This window comes from Sphingomonas sp. (assembly GCF_035490575.1).
Lineage (GTDB): Bacteria > Pseudomonadota > Alphaproteobacteria > Sphingomonadales > Sphingomonadaceae > Sphingomonas.
Window position 1 is genome coordinate 1 of the sequence record NZ_DATJLI010000076.1, and the last position, 21,530, is coordinate 21,530.

Below are 21,530 nucleotides of genomic sequence, written 5' to 3' on the forward strand. Positions count from 1 at the left end.
GCGCGAAACTTGCGTTCGAGCAATTTGGGCGGCGCGCCGAAATACTGGTTCACCAGTCGCACCACCTGTCGCGACGAAAGCGGAATCGCGTCGAACAGCGTCTGGACGCGCGGCGTTGGGTTATCGGTCAGCCATTGTCGCACCGCTTCGCACAGCCGGACATGTTCGGGCGGCACGGGGCGCGCACGGCGGGCCAGGAACGGCACGGCAAGCGCCATCATTTCGGACAGCGTTTGCAGATCGCGGAAACGGGCAAGCAATTGCGATGCTTCCTCACCGAACAGCGCCTGACCATCGGTGACATGATCGGCGCGCTCGTTCGCGGGAATGCCGATCAGCGAGCACCAGCCGACCGGCCGCAACGCAATCCCGAAACAGTGGAAAGGCCCATCGACACGGTAGGCCGCGGCACCCGTGCCCGGCCCGTTTATCATCACCGGGCAGGAGGGTTCGACATCGCCCTGCGGAAACCGAAGCGTGCCGGTGCCGCTCAGCATGAAGCGGATCTGGCCGACATCTGCGCGCTCCACCCCTTCGACCAAGGCGTCGTCACTGCGATACAGATAGAATAGCGTCACCAGATGCGCCACCGACGGGGGTGGCGGCAAGAACTCCAAGTGCATTCGGCGCGACTTCCCCCATGGAAGAAACGGTGCTTTGTCCCCCGGACACCGAATCCTCATTGGTAAACATATGGTTGATCGAAGTGTGACCGAAAAGGGTTATTTGTGACTTTGTGTTGCCCGACTATCTTTGGTCAGACAAAAATGGGCGACCATCCCCGAAAGAATGGCCGCCCAAAGAAGAAGCCCCTGTGAAGGAACCTCTTGGGTCGCAGCGCCGCCGATAATCGGGCGGCGCTGCTTCGTCTTGTATGAAAATGACAAAATTACGCCGGCGTCGCGAATAGCCGTGGCGCAGCACGCTCGGTGCGGAAACGATCCTTTCGATCAGGCGCGGCGGAAAATGCCGCAGGCAATCCGACCGCCGCTGTTGCCCGACGGGTCGGTCATCATGTCGTCGGGGCCGGCATGGATCATCATCGCCGATCCGTCCGCGTCGAACAGCCCGTCAAAGGTGCCGCCCGGCAGCGTGTAGGTCAGCGTGCCGCTGCCGTCGCTGGCGACATCGAGGTTCGGCGCGTCGCCGGCATGCGGCCCGGCGGGGTTCTCCAGACCATGCTTGCGCGTGGTCGGGTTCCAGTGCCCGCCCGCCGATTCAAAGGTGGGTGCATCGCAGCGGCCAACGGTATGGACATGCGCCCCGTGTGCGCCGGGTGGCATATTGCGCCCTTCGACCATCAACTGGATGCCGTCGCCCATCTGGGTCGCGGTGGCGCGTCCGACCGATTGGCCATTGGCGGTGATGAGATCGGCCACCGCCGACTGATCGCCGCCCCCGCCCGCACCCGTCATGGCGCAGGCGCCGAGCATGAGCGCGCCGACCGCTGTCGTTGCCATCGAAAGTCGCATCATATCCTCCTGTTGCATCGTTTAACACGCAATGCCTCGCAAACGTGGCGGTTCCAAGCCCTGCTTGACGCGCGCCGCACCGCGAACGATAGTGGTATCAACTGAAACCACATCGCTGGAGGATGCTGTCATGGCGCATATGGACGTGAACCCGCTCGGCCTCGACGGATTCGAGTTTTGCGAGTTCGCCTCGCCCGATCCGGCGCGCATGGCTGCCCAGCTCGAGCAGATGGGCTTTGTCGCGGCATCGACGCACCCAAACCGCGATGTGGTGCGATACAAGCAGGGGCGCATCAACCTGCTGCTCAACCGCATGACTGACGGGCATGCGGCGGATTTCCATGGCGCGCATGGGCCGTCGGCCGCGGGCATGGCGTTTCGCGTCGATGACGCCAAGGCGGCATTCGACAATGCGGTTGCGCGTGGGGCGAAGCCCGCGGACGCATCGCGCGGGGCGCTGGGCACCGGATATGCGCTGGAGGGGATCGGCGGGTCGATGCTGTATCTGATCGACCGGCATGGCACACGCGGGAGCCTGTATGACGACTGGAACGCGGTGCCCGGCGCCGAGGAAGCGGAGCGGGAGAACTCGGTCGGCCTCGACCTGCTCGACCACCTGACGCACAATGTCCGGCGGGGGCAGATGCGGGTGTGGGCAGAGTTCTACAACCGCATCTTCAATTTTGAAGAGCAGAAATATTTCGACATCAAGGGCAAGGCGACCGGCCTGTTCAGCCAGGCGATGATCGCGCCCGACAAGGCGATCCGCATCCCGTTGAACGAAAGCCAGGACGACAAGAGCCAGATCGAGGAGTTCATCCGCGATTATAATGGCGAGGGTATCCAGCACCTGGCCTTCACCACCGACAATATCTACGAAACCGTTGAGAAGCTGCGGGCACGCGGCGTGCGGTTGCAGGACACCATCGAGACGTATTACGAGCTGGTCGACAAGCGCGTGCCGGGGCATGGCGAGGACCTGGACCGGCTGAAGAAGAACCGCATCCTGATCGACGGCGATACGGGGGATGAGGGCATCCTGCTCCAGATCTTCACCGAAAACATGTTCGGCCCGATCTTTTTCGAGATCATTCAGCGCAAGGGCAATGAAGGCTTCGGCAACGGCAATTTTCAGGCACTCTATGAATCGATCGAGCTGGATCAAATCCGGCGCGGCGTGATTACGGTCGACGGCTAAGCGCGGGGGCACTGCTTTGCCGGGTCCGACGCCCGGCGGATGGAGAGAGACGATGCAGCAGGACGACAGTGCCCGATATATTCCCGGTTTCGGCAATCATGTCTCGACCGAGGCGGTGGCGGGTGCGCTGCCGGTGGGGCGCAACAGCCCGCAGCGGCCCGCGTTCGGCCTGTATGCGGAACAGTTGTCGGGCACCGCATTTACCGCGCCCCGGCATGAAAATCGCCGGTCGTGGCTGTATCGCCTCCGCCCCACTGCCGAGCATCCGCCGTTCGTGCGATATGACGGCGCGGCGAAGTTCGCGCCGGGGACCGACAACGCGCCGCTGGCCCCCAATCGCCTGCGCTGGGACCCGCAACCGATGCCGGAAGCGCCGGTCGACCTGATCGACGGGATGGTCACGATGATGGCCAATCGCGATCCCGCCAGCCTGGAGGGTGTGGCGCTGCATGTCTATGCCGCCAACCGTGACATGGACGCGCGGGTGTTCCAGAATGCCGATGGCGAGATGCTGTTCCTGCCCGAACAGGGGCGGCTGGTGCTGTTGACCGAAATGGGGCGGGTCGAGGTCGCACCGGGGCAGGTGGCGCTGGTGCCACGCGGCGTGCGGTTTCGCGCGCTGCTGCCCGATGGGACGGCGCGCGGCTATGTCGCTGAAAATCACGGCAGCCTGTTTCGCCTGCCCGATCTGGGGCCGATCGGCGCCAACGGCCTGGCCAACCCGCGCGATTTCGAGACGCCGGTCGCGTGGTTCGAGGACCGGGACGCGGCGGTCAAGGTGGTGCAGAAGTTCCTGGGGTCTTTGTGGACCACGACGCTGTACCACAGTCCGCTGGACGTGGTGGCGTGGCACGGCAATCTGGCCCCGTGGCGATATGATCTGTCGCGGTTCAACACGATGAACACGGTCAGTTTCGACCATCCCGACCCTTCGATCTTCACCGTGCTGACCTCACCCAGCGATGTGCCGGGGCGTGCGAATGCCGATTTCGTGATCTTTCCGCCGCGCTGGATGGTGGCGGAGGGCACGTTCCGGCCGCCATGGTTCCACCGCAACGTCATGTCGGAGGCGATGGGCCTGATCCAAGGTGCTTACGACGCCAAGGCGGACGGATTTCAGCCCGGCGGCATCAGCCTGCACAATCTGATGGCGGGCCATGGTCCCGACTTGGCGACGTGGGAAAAGGCGAGCGCGGCTGACCTGAAGCCGCACCGGATCGACGGCACGATGGCGTTCATGCTGGAAAGCTGCTGGCCGTATCGCCCCACGACCCACGCACTGGCGACGGCGCAGCCCGATTATGACGCGGCGTGGCGCGACTTTCCCAAGGCGAAGCTGCCCGGATGAGTGATGCGCCTGCGAATGGCCGTGTGTTCGCGACGCCGGCGGGCGTGACGCTGGCGTCCGTCGAGGCGATTGCCGACGGGGCGACGCGCAATTTCGTGCTGAAACTGCGCGCGGGTCGTTTTCACGGGTTTGTCGTGCGGCGGGGGGATGGCGTGGTCGGTTATGTCGATCGATGTCCGCACATGGGCGTGCCGCTGGCGCAGCGGCTTGACGATTATCTGTCGCCCGACGGCACGCGCATCGTGTGCAGCTGGCACGGCGCGATCTTCCGGCTGGAGGATGGCGAATGCCTGGGCGGGCCGTGCCCCGGCACGCGGCTGACGCCGTGGCCGGTCACGGTGCAGGACGGGCAGATCGTTACCGTCTGAGGCCGCGCACGATATGCGCGGCCAGACCGGGGCCGTGATAGACCAGCGCCGAATAAAGCTGAACCAGGCTGGCGCCCGCATCCAGCCGCCGTTGCGCCTCCTCTGCCGAATCGATGCCGCCGGCGGAAATCAGCGGCATCTGTCCGCCCGTCGCCGCCATTGCTGCGCCCAGCATTTCCCGCGCGCGTTGCTTCAGGGGCTTACCCGACAGGCCGCCTGCCTCAGCCGCATGGGGGGAGCGCAAGCTGTCTGGGCGGGTGATCGTCGTGTTCGACACGATCAGCGCGTCGATGCCGTGATCGATCGCCGCGCGCGCGACGACATCGAGCGCGGCGGTATCGAGATCGGGTGCGATCTTCAGGAACAGCGGCACCCGCTCACCCCCCGCGCGCCGCGCATCGTCGCTGGCGGCAAGCAACTCGCCCAGCGCCGGTTGCGATTGCAGGTCGCGCAGGCCCGGCGTGTTGGGGGAGCTGATGTTGATCGTCACATAATCGGCCAGCGGCGCGGCGCGCGCGACGCTATGCGCGTAATCGGCCACGCGATCGTGCGAATCCTTGTTTGCGCCGACATTGATGCCGACGATGCCATGGCGACGGCGCGCGGCGGCGATGCGGGGCAGGGCAGCGTCGATGCCGCCATTGTTGAATCCCATGCGATTAACGACGCCCTCATCCTCGACCAGCCGGAACAGGCGGGGTTTGGGATTGCCCGCCTGCGGGCGCGGGGTGAGCGTGCCGACCTCGACAAAGCCGAAGCCGAGACCGAGAAAGCCGTCAATCGCCTCCGCATCCTTGTCCACCCCGGCGGCGAGGCCAACGGGGTTGGGGAAATCGAGGCCCGCGATCCGCACGGGCTTGCCCCGCGGCCGCGCGGACAGTGGCGTGCCCGCCTTGCCCCAGGCGGCCAGCGCGCGGATGGTCAGGCGGTGCGCCTGTTCGGGATCGAGCGCAAACAGCGCGGGACGATAGAAGGGAGCGGCCATGACGATGCTCCCTGCCAGCGGCTTATCCTCGCGTCAAAGTGTCGCCACGGGTTGATTTGCGGCGCCGCATCGGGTTTCGGGGAGGGGACGGGCATCCATTTGCCGATTCAGGAATTGAAATGAGCGAGCTTCAGACACTTCAGGCCGACCTGATCGCGCGCGTCGACGCCGCCGACAGCGCCGATGCGGTCGAGACGATCCGCGTCGAGGCGCTGGGCAAGCAGGGGCGCATCACCGCGCTTTTGAAATCGCTGGGCGCGATGACGCCCGATCAACGTCAGGTCGAGGGGCCGGCGATCCATGCCCTGCGCGAAGCGGTGACGAACGCCATCGGCGCGCGCAAGGCGGCGCTGGAGCGCGCGGCGCTGGACGCGCGGCTGGCGGACGAGACGCTGGACATGACGCTGCCAGCATCGGGCGTGCCGGCGGGCACGGTGCACCCGGTCAGCCAGGTGATGGACGAGCTGGCCGAAATCTTCGCCGATCTGGGCTTTGCCGTGGCGACCGGGCCGGAGATCGAGGACGACTGGCACAATTTCACCGCGCTCAATATTCCTGAGACGCACCCGGCGCGGGCGATGCATGACACCTTCTATTTCCCCGATGAGGGGGGGAAGCGGATGCTGCTTCGCACCCATACGTCCCCCGTGCAGATCCGCACGATGGTTAAGGACAAGCCCCCCATTCGCATCATCGCGCCGGGCAGGGTCTATCGCAGCGACAGCGATGCCACCCACACGCCGATGTTCCACCAGATCGAGGGGCTGGTCATCGACCGTGGCATTACCCTTGGCCACCTGAAATGGACGCTGGAGACGTTTCTGAAGGCGTTTTTCGAGCGCGACGACATCGTGCTGCGGCTGCGCGCCAGCTATTTCCCGTTCACCGAACCGTCGGTCGAGGTCGATGTCGGCTATTCGATCGTCAAGGGAAAGCGCGTGATCGGCGGAGCCGAGGGCTGGATGGAAGTGCTGGGCAGCGGCATGGTCCATCGCAAGGTGATCGAGGCGTGCGGGCTGGACCCCAATGAGTGGCAGGGCTTTGCCTTCGGCACGGGCGTCGACCGGCTGGCAATGCTGAAATACGGCATGGACGACCTGCGCCCGTTCTTCAACGGCGACCTTCGCTGGTTGCGCCATTACGGCTTTGCCGCGCTCGACGTGCCGACGCTGTCGGGCGGCGTCGGCGTTTCGGCCTGAACGACATTCCCAGGAAAGCATATCCATGAAGTTCACGCTGAGCTGGCTGAAGGATCACCTCGACACCGGGGCCGATCTCGACATCATATTGACGACGCTGACGCGCATCGGCCTTGAGGTCGAAGGGGTTGAGAACCCGGCCGAGCGGCTGGCGGGCTTTCGTGTCGCACGCGTGCTGACCGCCGAGCGCCATCCGCAGGCCGACAAGTTGCAGGTCCTGTCGGTCGAAACCGGCGACGGCGCACCGTTGCAGGTGGTGTGCGGTGCGCCCAACGCCCGCGCCGGGCTGGTCGGGGTGCTGGGCACGCCCGGCGCGGTGGTGCCGTCCAACGGAATGCAGCTTCGCGTGTCGGCCATTCGCGGCGTCGAATCGAACGGCATGATGTGTTCCAGCCGCGAGCTGGAACTGGGCGACGATCATGACGGCATCATCGAATTGCCCGCCGACACCGCGATCGGCACCGCTTTTGCCGATTATGCCGGACTGGACGATCCGGTCATCGACGTGTCGATCACGCCGAACCGTCAGGATTGCATGGGCGTGCGCGGCATTGCCCGCGACCTGGCCGCTGCCGGTCTTGGCACGCTGAAGCCGCTGTCCGTCGATCCGGTCGCGGGCGAGGGGGAGGGACCGTCGGTTTCGATCGAGGACGAGGGCGGCTGTCCCGCATTCTTCGCGCAGAATGTGTCGGGCGTGAGCAATGGCACCGCGCCCGAATGGATGCAGCGCCGGTTGAAGGCGATCGGGCAGAAGCCGATTTCGGCGTTGGTCGACATCACCAATTATGTGATGTTCGACCTGGGCCGCCCGCTGCACGTCTATGACCGCGCCAAGCTGTCGGGCGGGCTGGTCGCGCGTCCGGCGCGGGCGGGGGAGCAGGTGCTGGCGCTGAACGGCAAGACCTATTCGCTGGATGCAGGGATGACGGTGATCGCCGACGACGCGCATGTCCACGACATTGGCGGCATCATGGGCGGTGAGGAGTCGGGCGTGAGCGACGCCACCACCGACGTGCTGATCGAATGCGCCTATTTCACGCCGGAGGCGATTGCGCGCACCGGCCAGCGGCTGAATTTGACCAGCGATGCGCGTGCGCGGTTCGAGCGGGGCGTGGACCCCGCCTTCCTTGAGGACGGCCTCGCCATTGCAACGCGCATGGTGATGGACCTGTGCGGCGGGCGCGCCAGCAGCGTGACGCACGCGGGACAGCCGCCGGTCGAGATGGCGCGCTTTGCCTATGACCCGTCGCTTGCCGAGACGCTGGGTGGGTTGGCGATCGCGCCCGATCGGCAGCGGGCGATCCTGATGGCGCTGGGCTTTGCCGTCAGTGACGACTGGCAGGTAACGCCGCCGACATGGCGTCGCGATGTCGACGGCCCCTCCGATCTGGTCGAGGAAGTGATCCGCATCGAGGGGCTGGACAACGTCCCGTCCACCCCGCTGCCGCGCGCCGAGGGTGTGGCGCGACCCACCGCGACGCCGGAGCAGCGCACCGAGCGCCGCCTGCGCCGCGCTGCCGCTGCACGCGGGCTGAACGAGGCGGTGACGTGGAGCTTCATTTCGGAAAAGCACGCCGCGGTGTTCGGTGGCGGCGCATGGACGCTGGCCAATCCGATCAGCGAGGACATGAAAGTGATGCGCCCGTCGCTGCTGCCCGGATTGCTGGCGGCGGCGCAGCGCAACCTGAGCCGCGGGGCGACGAGCGTGCGGCTGTTTGAGATCGGTCGCCGCTATCTGGCCGATGGCGAGCGCGCGACGCTGGCGGTGCTGCTGGCGGGCGAGCGGTCGCCGCGCGAGTGGCTGGGCGGCAAGGCACAGCCCTTCGACGCCTATGACGCCAAGGGCGAGGCGCTGGCGCTGCTGGAAGCGGCGGGCGCGCCGGTCGGCAACATCAGCGTGATGGGCGAGGCGGGCGATGCGTGGCATCCCGGCCAGTCGGGCACGCTGCGGCTGGGGCCGAAAACGGTGCTGGCGACATTCGGCATGGTGCATCCGCTGGTGGCGCAGGCATTCGACCTGAGCGGCCCGGTCGCGGCGGTCGAGCTTTACCCGGACGCGATCCCCGCGCGACGGGCCAGCGGCTTCATGCGTCCGGCCTTTGCGCCACCCGCGTTGCAGGCGGTGCGCCGTGACTTTGCATTTGTCGTGCCCGTCGGGCTGGCTGCGGATCAACTGGTGCGGGCAGTGCGAGGCGCCGACAAGGCGGCGATCGTCGATGCGCGCGTGTTCGACCAGTTCACCGGCGCAAGCGTTGGCGAGGGGCAGAAAAGCCTGGCGGTCGAAGTCGTGATGCAGCCGGGCGAAAAGAGCTTTACCGATGCCGAGTTGAAGGCGGTGGCCGACAAGGTGGTCGCGGCGGCGGGCAAGCTGGGCGCGGTGTTGCGGGGGTGAAGCGATGCCGGTCGGCCGAACCGACCGGCATCGCGCGGATCATTCGATCATGACGCCGACGACGCGCCACGCGCCGTCCTGACGCTCAAGCGTCACCGTTTCGACGGCATCGGCCTTGTTCGCATAGCGTGCGTTGAACTTGACGACCTGATAGCCGGCGGGCGGGGCGGGCAAGTCCTGTTGCGACAGGAAGCTGCGCGACACCAGCCTGCCGAACCGCGCGCGCATTGCGTCCGACGTTGACGCCCAGATGGCCTGCGTATTCTGGTCCCGGAACGCCGCGCCGGTCTGGCTGTAGCTTGCCGACCAGTCGTCCCGGTCGACCAGCGCGAGCCATTGTCGTGCGAAATCGACGACCGCCTGATCGGTCGGTGATTGCTGCGTCGGTATCGCGACCGGCGCGGTGGCAAGGGTCGATCCGAATATGGCCAGAAGGCCGAGCGTGGCTGACATCAACAGCACTCCGATGCGAGTTCGGGGGCGGGTGGCCCCCGTTGCGCCGCCGTTCGGCGCCATGACGTCATCGGTGGCGTTGGTCGGGAAGGCTTCCCCCATTCCCTGGTCTACAAGGGAATTGTTGCCAGCGGCGGCTTCGGCCTCGAGCAGCAGTCGCGCGGCTTCGCGACTGCTGGACACCGAGAGTTTTCGTCGCGCCCCGCGCAGCCGTTCGTTGATTGTGTGGACCGACAGGTTCAGTGATCGCGCGACCGACTTGGCGTCATGCCCTTTCACGATCAGACGCAGCGTCTGCCGCTCCTTTTCGGTCAGGCTGTCGAGGCTGCGGGCGAGAGGCATCTGCATCCCGGCAAGCTAGGCGGTGGGGCAGCCCGCGAACTACCCCAAAATCCTTGTAGGGCCGCTCTTACGCGCCGCGGTTCAGCGCGGGGTCGGGTTCGAGCAGGCGGTGCAGGTGCACCACCACATATTTCATTTCGGCATCGTCCACCGTGCGCTGCGCGGCGGCGCGCCACGCCTTTTCGGCGCTGGCGTAATCGGGAAACACGCCAACCATGTCGATGGCCGACAGGTCGGTGAAGTCGAGGGTCATCGGGTCGCTCACGCGGCCGCCGAAGACGAGGTGAAGCTTGCTCATTCGCCAGGATCCCGGTGCTGTGGAACGCCCGCCTGGGCAAGCGGGCCTTGAGGGGCCAGCGCATAGCGCACTGCGCCAAATCCTCAAGGCCGCTTCATGCGTCCGGCGTTCAGGCCGTCGTCTTGGCTCCGTCGCGCGCGGCCTTTGCCACATTGCCAAGCAACGCGGCGGCGCGGTCCTTGGCACCCTGCTTGTCGGGCATCAGCGATTCGATCTCCTGCTTGCCAGCGTCTCGTGCACTGCGTGCGGCGGCGGCGGCACTGTCGGTCAGGCGCTTGCCGATGGGGCCAAGCGTCTGGCGTTCCTTTTCGGTGCGCGGCAGCAGCGCGCCGATCGCGACGCCCAGCGCCGCGCCGCCGATCAGGGCGGCAAGCGGGTTGGACTCGATCCCGTCAGCGGCCTTGTGCGCGGCTTTTGACGCGGTGTCGCGCGTCGTGTCGATCGCATGGGTCGCGGCGTCGCGCGTGGTGTCGACAGCATGGGTCGCGGCTTCACGTGTGCGTTGGGTCAGAGTGGCGTTTTGTGCTTCGGTCATGATGGATGTCCTTCGGCCAATTCGAGGTCGGTAATTTCGGGGTCGGGGCGTTCGGCGCGCTTGCGACAGAACAGCCGTCCCAGCGGCTTGCGGGCCAGCAGCAGCAGAATGCCACCCGCAATCGAGCCAGCGAGGGCCGGGCGTGCGCGGGCGGTTTCGACCGCCTGTTCCGTGACGGCCAACGCCTTTTGCTGCGCGGTTTGCGCCGCATCGTTCATCAGCGTGGAGGGGGACAGGCGCTGCTTGAGCCGGTTGGCGTTCGCGAGCATGGCGCTGCGGGCGGTGTCGGCCTCCCGGCGATGCTGTGTCGATCCCATCAGCGGTCACTCCCCAGCGGACGCGCGGCACGACGCAACCGTCCGACTCCGATCATGGCGATGATCGCCGCAACGATCAGGCCGATGGCCACCACGAGCAGCGTGGCCCAGCCCGCGCCGATCGCCGGAGCGAGCGTCAGGATCAGGCCCACCATCAGCGCAATTACAACCGCCTGCACCAGCAACAGCGCGGCGAGCGCGAGCGCCGTGCCGATCCCGGCATCGACGCCGCGTTCGCCCGCCAGCGACTTGTAATATGCGGTCTCCGCGCCAAGCCACCGCTTGGCGTCGTTGACCGTCTGGGCCGCCAGTGCGGCAATGCCGGGCGGGTCGATGCGGTGCTGTTCCATCCCCTGTTGCTCCACGCCGATCAGGTGGTGCTGGTCGGCGTGGGGCCCGCGGTCGGGGTGTCGTTCGGCCCGACACCTGCCTTCAGCACGCGTGCCAGCACGAAGCCGAGCGCGGCAGCAGTGCCGATTGCCATGGCGGGGCTTTTGCGAACGAAACCGCGAACATCCTCAAGCAGTTCGTCAATGTCCTTCTGATCGAGCTGCGACGCGAAGCCGCCCAGCGACTGCGCCGCCGAGCGAGCGTAATCGCCATATTGCGCGCCCAGCTTTTCATCGACCTGCCCGGCGGCATCCTCGACCATCCTGGCGAATTCGTTGATCGCGCCGGTCGCCTTGCTCTTGCCATCACCGGCGAAGCTGCGGGCCTTTTCAGCGGCCTGGGTGCCGAGCTTGCCTGCCTCGGCCTTGATCGTGTCCTTGGTCGAACGCGAGGCATCCGCCGACGCTGCCGGTTCAAAGTTCACGGCACCTGCGTCGCTGGCGAGCGGGGCTGCCGGCTCGAAGCTGGTCTGAGGCGCGGGCGGTGGCGTGGTGCCGGGGTGGTTCTGGTCCGTCATTTGAAATCCCTCCGTCGTTTGCCGAACAACCGCAGCGCTGGCCGCGAGTTCCATGCAATTGTTTCCGATGCGCCGTTTGCGCCCCGGCAACGAAGCCATTAAGGGCAGCGCCGATCCGCGCGCACCCAGATTAGGGAGACCGTTACGTGACCGCAATCATCGACCTTCACGCCCGCCAGATCCTCGACAGCCGAGGCAACCCGACCGTTGAGGTCGATGTCCTGCTGGAGGATGGCAGCTTTGGCCGGGCGGCGGTGCCCTCGGGCGCCTCGACCGGCGCGCATGAGGCGGTCGTGCGCCGCGACGGCGACAAGTCGCGCTGGATGGGCAAGGGCGTGAGCGAAGCGGTCGAGGCGGTGAACAGCGAAATCGCCGAAGCCGTGCTGGGCATGGATGCCGAGGATCAGGCCGATGTCGATCAGGCGATGATCGAGCTGGACGGCACCGCGAACAAGGGCCGCATCGGCGCCAATGCCATCCTTGGCGTCAGCCTGGCGGTGGCCAAGGCGGCGGCGGATGCCCGCGGGCTGCCGCTGTATCGCTATGTCGGCGGGGTCGGCGCGCTGACGCTGCCGGTGCCGATGATGAACATCGTGAATGGCGGTGCCCATGCCGACAACCCAATCGATTTTCAGGAATTCATGGTGATGCCGGTCGGCGCCGAGAGCCTGAGCGAGGCAGTGCGGTGCGGTGCGGAGATTTTCCACACGCTGAAAAAGGCGCTGTCGGACAAGGGGCTGAACACCTCCGTCGGTGACGAGGGCGGTTTTGCGCCGAACATCGGCAGCGCGACCGACGCGCTCGACTTCATCATGCAGTCGGTCGAAAAGGCTGGATACCGCCCCGGCGAGGATGTGATGCTGGCGCTGGACTGCGCCGCGACCGAGTTCTTCAAGGACGGTGCCTATCATCTGGACGGCGAGGGCCGCGTCCTGTCGCCGCACGAAATGGCGGCATATCTGGGTGATCTTTGCGACCGTTACCCGATCCTGTCGGTCGAGGACGGCATGAGCGAGGATGATTTCGAGGGCTGGAAGGCGCTGACCGACCTGCTGGGGGACCGGGTGCAACTGGTCGGCGACGACCTGTTCGTGACGAACCCTGAGCGGCTGGCCGATGGCATCAAGCGCGGGCTTGCCAATTCGCTGCTGGTCAAGGTCAACCAGATCGGCACGCTGACCGAGACGTTGGAGGCGGTCAGCATGGCGAACCGTGCGGGCTACACCGCGGTCATGTCGCACCGTTCGGGCGAGACCGAGGACGCCACGATCGCCGATCTGGCGGTCGCCACCAATTGCGGTCAGATCAAGACCGGCAGCCTGGCGCGTTCGGACCGGTTGGCCAAATATAACCAGTTGCTCCGCATCGAGGAGGAACTGGGCGATGTCGCGCGCTACGCCGGTCTGAGCGTCCTGCGAAACGCCTGAAATCGCGCTTGATTGTGGCGGTGTTCGCGTCGATATTAGCGACCGATGCGAACGCCGCCGAAAAACCGTCTGACACCCATGTTGCAAAGCGCCGGCATCCCCGCGCTTGCGATCATTTTCATGGGCTTTTTCGGCTATTATGCGGTGATGGGTCCGAACGGACTGCTGCGCTATCGCGAATATACGCGCGCCCATGCGATCCGAGAGGCCGAATACGCACAGCTCGACAAGCAGCGCGCGGCGCTTCGCAACCAGGTCGCGCTGCTCGATCCCAAGCGTGGCGCCAATCCCGACATGGTCGATGAACTGGTGCGCCGTGAACTGAACGTCGCGCATCCCGATGAGATCATCGTTCCGCTGAACTGACGCGCTGGACGGTGGACGTGGGGCGGTTGGCCGCATAGATGGGGCGCGTGAACCTGTTGCCGATCCTCTATGCGCTGCTTGCGGCGATCACCGGGCTTTCGCTGGGTGGCGTCGATGAAGCGCGCGCCAGCCGCCCGGCAGTGTCGGCGGCGGTGCAGGTGGCGAGACAGGTCGCGGCCTCCACGATCGAGGCATCGCGCATTGTTGCCACGTTGCGCCCCGATCCGGTCGCACCGCGCATCGTCGCGGGTCAGCCACTGGCGTTGATCGCAACGCCGCTCAACCGGATGCCTGCGCGCCGCCGGGAATAGCGCCGAAGCCGCGCGCGTCCGCGCGAACCGACCGTATTTCCCCATTTCGTTACGCCCCGTTCGTGCGCCATGACGCAGCCGGCGGCGGCCATTGCATAGACAGGATTTCCCATGTTCGGCGGCCTTGCAAAGACCTTTTTCGGTTCCTCAAACGATCGCTACGTCAAATCGCTGGGCAGCATCGTTGCCAGGATCAACGATTTCGAGCCGAGCATCCAGGCGCTGGACGACGATGCGCTGAAGCAGCAGACGGTGCGGTTTCGCGACCGGCTGGCCAATGGCGAAAAGCTGGACGACTTGTTGCCCGAAGCGTTCGCGACCGTCCGGGAAGCGTCGAAGCGGGTTCTGGGAATGCGCCATTTCGACGTGCAGATGGTCGGCGGCATCGTGCTGCACCGGGGCGAAATCGCGGAGATGCGGACGGGTGAGGGCAAGACGCTGGTGGCGACGCTGGCGACCTATCTCAACGCGCTGTCGGGCGAGGGTGTGCACGTCATCACCGTCAACGACTATCTCGCGCGCCGTGACGCCGACGAGATGGGGCGGGTTTACGGCTTTCTGGGCCTGACCACTGGCGTGATCGTTCCCAATCTGGCCGATCACGAACGCCGCGATGCCTATGCCGCCGACATCACTTACGGCACGAACAACGAGTTCGGCTTCGACTATCTGCGCGACAACATGAAGTATGAGCGCGCGTCGATGGTGCAGCGACCGTTCTCGTTCGCGATCGTCGATGAGGTCGATTCGATCCTGATCGACGAGGCGCGCACCCCGCTCATCATCTCCGGCCCGACCGACGACAAGTCCGATCTGTATCTGGGCGTCGATGCGATCGTGAAGCAGTTGACGTCCGACGATTACGAAAAGGACGAAAAGCAGAAGTCGATCGTCCTGACCGAGGACGGCACCGAGCGGGCGGAACGGCTGCTGGAGGCCGCCGGGCTGCTCCAGGGCGCGAACCTGTATGATTTCGAGAATACGCAGGTGGTTCACCACCTGAACCAGTCGCTGCGCGCCAATGCGATGTTCAAGCGCGACATCGATTACATTGTGAAGGAAGGCAAGGTCGTCATCATCGACGAGTTTACCGGCCGGATGATGGATGGTCGCCGCTGGTCCGACGGTCTGCACCAGGCAGTCGAGGCCAAGGAAGGCGTGACGATCGAGCCGGAGAACCAGACGCTGGCGTCGATCACCTTCCAGAATTATTTCCGCATGTATCCAAAGCTGTCGGGCATGACCGGCACCGCCGCAACCGAGGCGGCCGAGTTTTTCGACATCTACAAGATGAACGTCGTGTCGATCCCCACCAATGTGCCGGTCCAGCGCGTTGATGAGGAGGACCAGTTCTACAAGACGATGCAGGACAAGTTCATCGCGATCGCCAAGGGTATCAAGGAACAGGCCGAAAAGGGTCAGCCGGTGCTGGTCGGCACCGTTTCGATCGAAAAGTCGGAACTGCTGAGCGAATATCTCGAAAAGGAAGGCGTGCCGCACAAGGTGCTGAATGCGCGCTATCACGAGATGGAAGCGCATATCGTGGCGCAGGCTGGCCGATTGGGCGCGGTGACGATCGCCACCAACATGGCCGGGCGCGGCACCGACATCAAACTGGGCGGCAATCTGGATTTCCGGGTCGCCGACGAACTGGCCGAAATGCCCGAGGGACCGGAGCGCGACGCCGCGATTGCCCTAATCCGCGAGGAGATCGAGGCCGAGCGCCAGCAGGTGCTGGCCGCCGGCGGCCTGTTCGTGTTGGGGACCGAGCGGCACGAAAGCCGCCGCATCGACAACCAGCTGCGCGGCCGCTCGGGGCGTCAGGGCGATCCGGGTCTCAGCCGCTTCTATTTGAGCCTTGACGACGACCTGCTGCGGATTTTCGGGCCGGACACGATGTTCGCCAAGATGATGCGATCGAACATTGGCGATGGCGAGGCGATCGGCAGCAAATGGCTGACCAAGGCGATCGAGACCGCGCAGAAAAAGGTCGAGGCGCGCAATTACGACATCCGCAAGCAGGTGGTCGAATATGACAACGTCATGAACGACCAGCGCAAGGTGATCTACGAACAGCGCGCCGACATCATGGATGCCGAGACGGTGGGCGATGTCGTGGCCGACATGCGCGCCGAAACGGTCAACGCGATGGTCGGCGACGCGGTGCCGCCGGGCAGCTATCCCGAGCAGTGGGATATCGAGGGGTTGAAGGCGCGCGCCGCCGAAACCCTGAACGTCGACGCGCCGGTCGACCAGTGGATCACCGCGCAGGACGGGCTTGAGGCCGAAGACATCGAAACGCGCATCCGCGAGGCCGCTGACCGGTTGATCGACGAAAAGGCAAAGGACCTGGATCCCGAAACCTGGGCGGGTATCGAAAAGTCGATCCTGCTCCAGAATCTGGACCATCACTGGAAAGAGCATTTGGCGATGCTCGACGCGCTGCGTCAGGTCATCCACCTGCGCGCTTATGCCCAAAAGACGCCGATCAACGAATATAAGCAGGAGGCATTCGGGCTGTTCGAACGGATGCTGGCGAGCATCCGTGACGATGTAACGCGCACCTTTGCCTATGCCCAGTTCCAGATGCAGGCACCGCCCTCCTTGCCTGAACTGCCCGATTTCCTGACGCACCATTTCGACCCGCTGACCGGCGAGGACGACACCTATGACCAGGATGGCTCGGCCGGGGTGGTTCCGCCGTTCCAGATTCCGCAGCCGACCGGCGAGGCGCTGGGCGACGATCCGGCAAGCTGGGAGGGGCGGGTCAGTCGCAATTCGCCATGCCCATGCGGGTCGGGCCGCAAATACAAGCACTGCCACGGCGCGCTGAACGCGTGACGATGCGGTCAATGCCCTTCCCATGCACGACGCGGGCGGCTATCGTCGCCGCGTTGATGTGGGAGAGGGCATGACCGGGGCGGAGGCAGCACGCGGGCGGTTGAGCGACGATCTGGCCCTGGTGGGGTCGGGTGATCGCGCGGCGTTGGCGCGGGTCTATGACCGCACATCGGCCAAGCTGTTCGGCATCGTGCTGCGCGTGCTGCACGACCGGGAAGCGGCCGAGGATGTGCTTCAAGAAGTCTATCTCAAGATATGGAAGCGCGCCGCCAGTTTCGATCGCGACCGGGCCAGCCCGATCACCTGGATGGCGACGATCGCGCGCAACAGCGCCATCGACATTCGCCGCGCGCGCGACCGGCGGGCGGAAGACCCCGACACGTTGATCCAGTTGGCGAGTGACGACGTAGCTTCCGATGAAATGATACGCGGTCACGACGAACGAATGCAGCTTGCGGCGTGCATGGGCGAATTGGAAGAGCATCAGCGCCAGTTCATTCGCTCGGCATTTTTCGACGGCTTCACCTATGCCGAACTGGCCGAGCGGGCGACGGTGCCGCTCGGCACGATGAAGAGCTGGATCCGGCGCGGGCTGGAACGGCTGCGGCGGTGCATCGATGGCGAGTAACCCGCCCATTCCCGAAGATATGGACCTGCTGGCCGCTGAACTGGTGCTGGGCCTGCTGCCGGTGGGCGAGCGGACGCAGGCCGAGGCGCGGCGCGCCGCCGATCCCGCGTTCGACGCCGCTGTTCTTGCATGGGAGCGTCGGCTGGCCCCGCTTTACGACGAGATCGCCGATGTGGCGCCCGACCCGTCGCTATGGCCCCGGATCGAGGCGCGACTGCCGGTTGCGCCGGCGGCGAATGACGATCGTCCGGGAACGGTGCTGCCATGGAAGGTGGCGACCGGGCTGTTCGGCACCGTTGCCGCCGCACTGGCGCTGGTTCTGATTACGCGACCCGACCCGCAACCGCTGCCCGCGCCGGAGCCGCAGGTGGTTCAGGCGCCCGCGCCCGCGCCCGCCGAGACATTGGTCGCGCAGCTCAACGATGGGGAAGGGGCGTCGATGCTTGCCATCCGTCTCGACACCGATGGGCAGTTGCGCGTGCGCGCAACGGACATTCCCGACGGCACGGGCGAACCCGAATTGTGGGTTATCCCCGCCGGTGGCGCGCCGGTATCGCTGGGTCTGATTGCGCGTGAAGGCGAGAGCCGGGTCGCGCTGGATGGATCGCGCGGCGGATTGCTGGTCGATGGCGCGACGCTGGCGCTGACGCTGGAGCCACGTGAAGGGGCACCGCACGCCGCGCCCAGCGGCGACATTCTGGGCACGGCGCGCATCACCCGGCTTTAGGGTTCAGCAACGCCCTTTGCCGAACGGGCCGATCAGGGAACGGTGGACCGCCTCCGCCTGACCATAGCCTGCCCCCGCTGCCGCTTCGAGCGCGGCGCGGTCGCGCACGAAAATCTTGCCGCGCGTGCAGCGGATCACGCGCTCGCCTTCCAGCAGATGCAGGCAATCGGTGATGCTGGCACGGCGTGCGTTCAGAAATGCCGCCAGCCGTAAATGGGTGATGTCCAGCGTGTCGCCTTCCACCCGGTCGTGCAACATGCACAGCCACCGCGCCAGCCGCCCATCGGGCCGCAGCTGCAACCGCGCGGCGACGGTCGAGCGCAATTGCGACACCAAGGTCTCCCGGTAACGCAGCAGCGTCGCCGCGAGGCGAGGGCGCCCGTCGCACACCGGCGCCACGCGGTCGGCGGGGACGGCCAGCGCGGTGCCGCCGACCAGCACGCCGACCGGATGCCGGGTCGGCGCAAGGCCAGTCAGCGGCTCCCATCCCACCACGCCTTCGCGCCCGACAATGCCGCATTCGACAAAGCGGCCGCCCATTTCCTCGCCAAAGGACAAGACGGCGGTTTCCGGTAGCCACAGCATCGGCACCCGCCCGCTGTCGCTGGCCCATTCGCCGCTGGTCAACGAAAACCGCTCGGCATGGTCAAGCAGTGGCGCGGCCTCATCGCGCGGGATCGCCGCCAACAAGATGTTGACCGCATTCGTCGCCTTCGCCTGGAAGGCCGTTTCGTTTCTGCGAAGCATCGTTCCTCGCGTGCAAATTGTGCCCGGTATAGCTTCGCTCTCCATCGCCAAATGGATGCGATGTGACGGGACGCGCGCCAAGAATATGTGCGGGAACGGACCAATGGTGCGGCATCCGCAACCCTTTGTGCGCGCCATGAGTAGCTCCGGCACCAACACATCAAGGATGGGAGGTCTGCATGGAGGCGAGGCTCGATATGATCGAGGCGCTGGACGAGCGTTCGAACCGTCGCGAAGGGCGGCGTGACTTCTTTCGGGCGATGGGTGCGGCGGCGGTCATTGCCGGCGGCGCGGCTGTGGCGACCCGCACGTCGCCGCTTATCGCGCAGACCGCGCCCAGCGACGGTGACATCCTGAATTTTGCGCTGAACCTCGAGTATCTGGAGGCGCAGTTCTATCTCTATGCCGCAACCGGTGAAGGGCTTCCCGCCACGCTGACCGGCGGTGCGGGCACCGTTGGCACCGCGACCGGCGGGCGCCGGGTGGCGTTCACCGATCCGGCGGTCGCGGCCTATGCCCGCGAAATCGCGGAGGATGAGCGCCAGCACGTCATCTTCCTTCGCAACGCGCTCGGCACCACGTTTGTCGCGCAGCCGACGATCGACATCGGCGTCGGCCCAGATACCGCCTTTTCAGCGGCGGCGCGCGCAGCCGGACTGATCGGCGCGGGGGAGACGTTCGACCCCTATGCCAATGACGAGAACTTCCTGCTCGCGGCATTCATTTTCGAAGATCTGGGCGTCACGGCCTATAAGGGCGCGGCGCCGCTGCTGACGTCAAAGACGTTCCTGGAAGCGGCGGCGGGCATCCTCGCGGTTGAAGCCTATCACGCCGCGATCGTTCGGACGACGCTTTATGCCAAGGGGATCGAGACGCCTGCGCTGATCGACGCGACCGAAGCGATTTCGGATGCGCGCGACAGCCTGGACGGCACGGATGACCTGGATCAGGGCGTACGCCCGTCGGGCACGGGCGACAGCACGGTGTCCAACATCGCGCCGCTGGATGAAAACGGCATCGCGTTCAGCCGTTCGGCCGGACAGACGCTGAATGTCGCCTATCTGAACAATATGGCGACCGACCGGGGCGGTTTCTTCCCCAACGGCGTCAACGGCACCATCCGCACCAGCGCGGCAAATTGAGGAAAGGGAGGCGATCATGCGTAATCAGGACCTGATCCTCGACATTCTGACGCGGGGCGAGACGCGCCGTGAAAGCCGCCGAGCGATGCTGAAGATGGCGGGCACCACCACCGTCGCCGTCGCCGGCGCCAGCCTTTTGGCGGCGTGCGACGACAGCGGCGACGATATCACGGTCGTGCCGCAACCGACCCCGTCGCCCACCCCCACGCCGTCACCGACGTCGGCGGCGCCGACCGAAGCGGATGTGCTCAACTTTGCGCTGCAGCTCGAATATCTCGAAGCGCAATTCTATCTTTTCGCCGCGACGGGTGCGGGGCTGGCCGCCGATCAGATGACCGGCACCGGCACGCAAGGCACCGTGACGGGCGGACGTCGGGTGAACTTCACCGACCCGCTGGTCGCTGCCTATGCCCGTGAAATCGCCGAGGACGAGCGCCAGCATGTGCTGTTCCTGCGCGAAGCGCTGGGCACGGCACGCGTGGCGATGCCGTCGATCGACATCGGCAACATGGCGACGGGATCGTTTTCGACCGCAGCACGCGCAGCCGGGCTGATTGGCGAGGGCGAGATGTTCGATCCCTATGCCAATGACGAAAACTTCCTGCTGTCGGCATTCATTTTCGAGGATGTCGGCGTCACCGCCTACAAGGGCGCGGTTTCGTTCATCGAGAACAGGACCTTCCTCGAAGCGGCGGCGGGCATTCATGCGGCGGAGGCCTATCATGCCGGTCTGGTTCGCACGGTGCTGTATCGCAAGGGGCTGGTCACGCCGGCGCTGATCGATGCGACCGAGGCGATTTCGAACGCACGCGACACCCTGGACGGATCGGCGAGCGATCTTGATCAGGGCATCCGCCCATCGGGCAGCGGCGATACGACGGTATCGAACATCGTGCCGACCGATTCGAGCGGTATCGCGTTCAGCCGCACGCCGGGCCAGGTGCTGAACATCGTTTACCTGAACGGTCAGGCCGTCTCGCAGGGCGGGTTCTTCCCCGCCGGCCTGAACGGCAACATCCGGACCAGCGCGGCCGCGTAACTGGCTGCGTTGGGCGACGCTGCATCTGCCCCCCTTGTGCGGCGTCAACTCGGCCCGCCCTTCGCGCTCGTTGCGAAGGGCGGGCTTCGTGTTTCGGGGCTACCTGCCCCTTGGGGCGGCATGGCATGGGCCGCCGTGCTCGGATAAGGATGCGGTCATGGTCCGCCTTATCCTCTCGCTCATCCTGCTGAGTTACCCGGCGCCCGCCGCCGCGCAACTGGCGCCGCAACCACGCCACATCGCCATGTCGCTGGTTGCGGAGACGGACACGCCCGCTGCCGGGAGCGACGTGACGCTGGCGCTGGTATCGCGGCCGGAGCCGGGCTGGCACGGTTACTGGAAGAACCCCGGCGATGCGGGGATTCAGACGACGCTCAAATGGGATTTGCCCGATGGGTTGATGGCGGGCGAACTGGAATACCCGGTTCCTCACCGGCTGCTGATCGGCGGGCTGATGAATTACGTATATGAGGGGCCTTATACACAGC

Annotated in this window: 24 protein-coding genes; 14 read left to right on the top strand and 10 right to left on the bottom strand. The window is 65.7% G+C overall.

Translation table 11 applies throughout. The features are described from left to right. A partial coding sequence (locus VL973_RS05700; protein ID WP_325283064.1) for a DUF6597 domain-containing transcriptional factor occupies nt 1-623 on the bottom strand: 623 nt, incomplete at its 3' end. 327 nt (nt 624-950) lie between these two features. Beyond that, the gene (locus VL973_RS05705) at nt 951-1,460 is read right to left on the bottom strand and encodes a superoxide dismutase family protein (RefSeq protein WP_325283065.1); all 510 of its coding nucleotides are present in this window, start codon (nt 1,458-1,460) and stop codon (nt 951-953) included. Between the two features lie 142 nt (nt 1,461-1,602). Between VL973_RS05705 and hppD the strand changes: the two genes are divergently transcribed. From hppD to VL973_RS05720, 3 genes are read left to right on the top strand one after another with little or no spacing between them, the layout of a single operon-like run. Next, entirely contained in the window at nt 1,603-2,670 is a 1,068-nt protein-coding gene (gene hppD / locus VL973_RS05710; RefSeq protein WP_325283066.1) for a 4-hydroxyphenylpyruvate dioxygenase, read from the top strand. Between the two features lie 52 nt (nt 2,671-2,722). Continuing rightward, a complete protein-coding gene (gene hmgA / locus VL973_RS05715) occupies nt 2,723-4,018 on the top strand; it encodes a homogentisate 1,2-dioxygenase (RefSeq protein ID WP_325283067.1) in 1,296 nt (431 codons plus the stop codon). Continuing rightward, on the top strand, nt 4,015-4,386 hold the full coding sequence (locus tag VL973_RS05720; RefSeq protein ID WP_325283068.1) for a Rieske (2Fe-2S) protein: 372 nt from the start codon (nt 4,015-4,017) through the stop codon (nt 4,384-4,386). Before hmgA ends, VL973_RS05720 begins: the two co-directional genes overlap by 4 nt. On the opposite strand, the gene VL973_RS05725 is transcribed toward VL973_RS05720, so the two are convergent. Then, entirely contained in the window at nt 4,376-5,371 is a 996-nt protein-coding gene (locus tag VL973_RS05725; RefSeq protein WP_325283069.1) for a quinone-dependent dihydroorotate dehydrogenase, read from the bottom strand. The genes VL973_RS05720 and VL973_RS05725 overlap by 11 nt on opposite strands. Nucleotides 5,372-5,490: 119 nt before the next feature. Here VL973_RS05725 and pheS point away from each other — a divergent pair, with 119 nt between their 5' ends. Then, nucleotides 5,491-6,570: a phenylalanine--tRNA ligase subunit alpha gene (pheS, locus tag VL973_RS05730; protein WP_325283070.1), complete on the top strand. Its 1,080-nt coding sequence runs from the start codon at nt 5,491-5,493 to the stop codon at nt 6,568-6,570. Nucleotides 6,571-6,595: 25 nt separating this feature from the next. Continuing rightward, nucleotides 6,596-8,962 (top strand): phenylalanine--tRNA ligase subunit beta, encoded by a 2,367-nt coding sequence (gene pheT, locus VL973_RS05735; protein ID WP_325283071.1) that lies wholly within the window; start codon nt 6,596-6,598, stop codon nt 8,960-8,962. 39 nt (nt 8,963-9,001) lie between these two features. Here the strand turns inward: pheT and VL973_RS05740 are convergent, their stop codons facing one another. The 6 genes from VL973_RS05740 to VL973_RS05765 form a co-directional block, all read right to left on the bottom strand. Continuing rightward, nucleotides 9,002-9,763: a helix-turn-helix domain-containing protein gene (locus VL973_RS05740; RefSeq protein ID WP_325283072.1), complete on the bottom strand. Its 762-nt coding sequence runs from the start codon at nt 9,761-9,763 to the stop codon at nt 9,002-9,004. 61 nt (nt 9,764-9,824) lie between these two features. Next, on the bottom strand, nt 9,825-10,055 hold the full coding sequence (locus VL973_RS05745) for a DUF4170 domain-containing protein (protein ID WP_325283073.1): 231 nt from the start codon (nt 10,053-10,055) through the stop codon (nt 9,825-9,827). A gap of 109 nt (nt 10,056-10,164) precedes the next feature. Next, a complete protein-coding gene (locus VL973_RS05750; RefSeq protein ID WP_325283074.1) occupies nt 10,165-10,590 on the bottom strand; it encodes a hypothetical protein in 426 nt (141 codons plus the stop codon). Next, nucleotides 10,587-10,907, bottom strand: coding sequence for a hypothetical protein (locus VL973_RS05755; RefSeq protein WP_325283075.1), 321 nt, complete (start codon nt 10,905-10,907; stop codon nt 10,587-10,589). The genes VL973_RS05750 and VL973_RS05755 overlap by 4 nt, the downstream gene beginning before the upstream one ends. After that, nucleotides 10,907-11,257: a phage holin family protein gene (locus VL973_RS05760; RefSeq protein ID WP_325283076.1), complete on the bottom strand. Its 351-nt coding sequence runs from the start codon at nt 11,255-11,257 to the stop codon at nt 10,907-10,909. The genes VL973_RS05755 and VL973_RS05760 overlap by 1 nt, the downstream gene beginning before the upstream one ends. Before the next feature lie 20 nt (nt 11,258-11,277). Further along, nucleotides 11,278-11,814, bottom strand: coding sequence for a hypothetical protein (locus VL973_RS05765; RefSeq protein ID WP_325283077.1), 537 nt, complete (start codon nt 11,812-11,814; stop codon nt 11,278-11,280). Nucleotides 11,815-11,960: 146 nt separating this feature from the next. Here VL973_RS05765 and eno point away from each other — a divergent pair, with 146 nt between their 5' ends. From eno to VL973_RS05795, 6 genes are all read left to right on the top strand, one after another. Beyond that, on the top strand, nt 11,961-13,241 hold the full coding sequence (gene eno, locus VL973_RS05770; protein ID WP_325283078.1) for a phosphopyruvate hydratase: 1,281 nt from the start codon (nt 11,961-11,963) through the stop codon (nt 13,239-13,241). Between the two features lie 78 nt (nt 13,242-13,319). Further along, entirely contained in the window at nt 13,320-13,607 is a 288-nt protein-coding gene (locus tag VL973_RS05775; RefSeq protein WP_325283079.1) for an FtsB family cell division protein, read from the top strand. Nucleotides 13,608-13,654: 47 nt separating this feature from the next. Further along, nucleotides 13,655-13,918: a hypothetical protein gene (locus tag VL973_RS05780; RefSeq protein ID WP_325283080.1), complete on the top strand. Its 264-nt coding sequence runs from the start codon at nt 13,655-13,657 to the stop codon at nt 13,916-13,918. Nucleotides 13,919-14,029: 111 nt separating this feature from the next. Continuing rightward, complete coding sequence (gene secA, locus VL973_RS05785) at nt 14,030-16,759, top strand: preprotein translocase subunit SecA (protein WP_325283081.1); 2,730 nt, start codon at nt 14,030-14,032, stop codon at nt 16,757-16,759. A gap of 22 nt (nt 16,760-16,781) precedes the next feature. Further along, nucleotides 16,782-17,387, top strand: a complete 606-nt coding sequence (locus VL973_RS05790; RefSeq protein WP_325283082.1) for a sigma-70 family RNA polymerase sigma factor — start codon at nt 16,782-16,784, stop codon at nt 17,385-17,387. Next, a complete protein-coding gene (locus VL973_RS05795) occupies nt 17,377-18,114 on the top strand; it encodes an anti-sigma factor (protein ID WP_325283083.1) in 738 nt (245 codons plus the stop codon). The genes VL973_RS05790 and VL973_RS05795 overlap by 11 nt, the downstream gene beginning before the upstream one ends. A gap of 3 nt (nt 18,115-18,117) precedes the next feature. Here VL973_RS05795 and VL973_RS05800 read toward each other — a convergent pair whose 3' ends face one another. Further along, a complete protein-coding gene (locus VL973_RS05800; RefSeq protein WP_325283084.1) occupies nt 18,118-18,861 on the bottom strand; it encodes a Crp/Fnr family transcriptional regulator in 744 nt (247 codons plus the stop codon). Between the two features lie 179 nt (nt 18,862-19,040). Here VL973_RS05800 and VL973_RS05805 point away from each other — a divergent pair, with 179 nt between their 5' ends. From VL973_RS05805 to VL973_RS05815, 3 genes are all read left to right on the top strand, one after another. Continuing rightward, a complete protein-coding gene (locus VL973_RS05805) occupies nt 19,041-20,003 on the top strand; it encodes a ferritin-like domain-containing protein (RefSeq protein ID WP_325283085.1) in 963 nt (320 codons plus the stop codon). Nucleotides 20,004-20,019: 16 nt separating this feature from the next. Further along, nucleotides 20,020-21,042 carry a ferritin-like domain-containing protein gene (locus tag VL973_RS05810; protein WP_325283086.1) on the top strand — a complete coding sequence of 341 codons (1,023 nt, stop codon included), beginning with the start codon at nt 20,020-20,022 and terminating at the stop codon, nt 21,040-21,042. A gap of 157 nt (nt 21,043-21,199) precedes the next feature. Beyond that, the coding region (locus VL973_RS05815; RefSeq protein ID WP_325283087.1) for a protein-disulfide reductase DsbD domain-containing protein at nt 21,200-21,530 on the top strand (331 nt) is incomplete at its 3' end.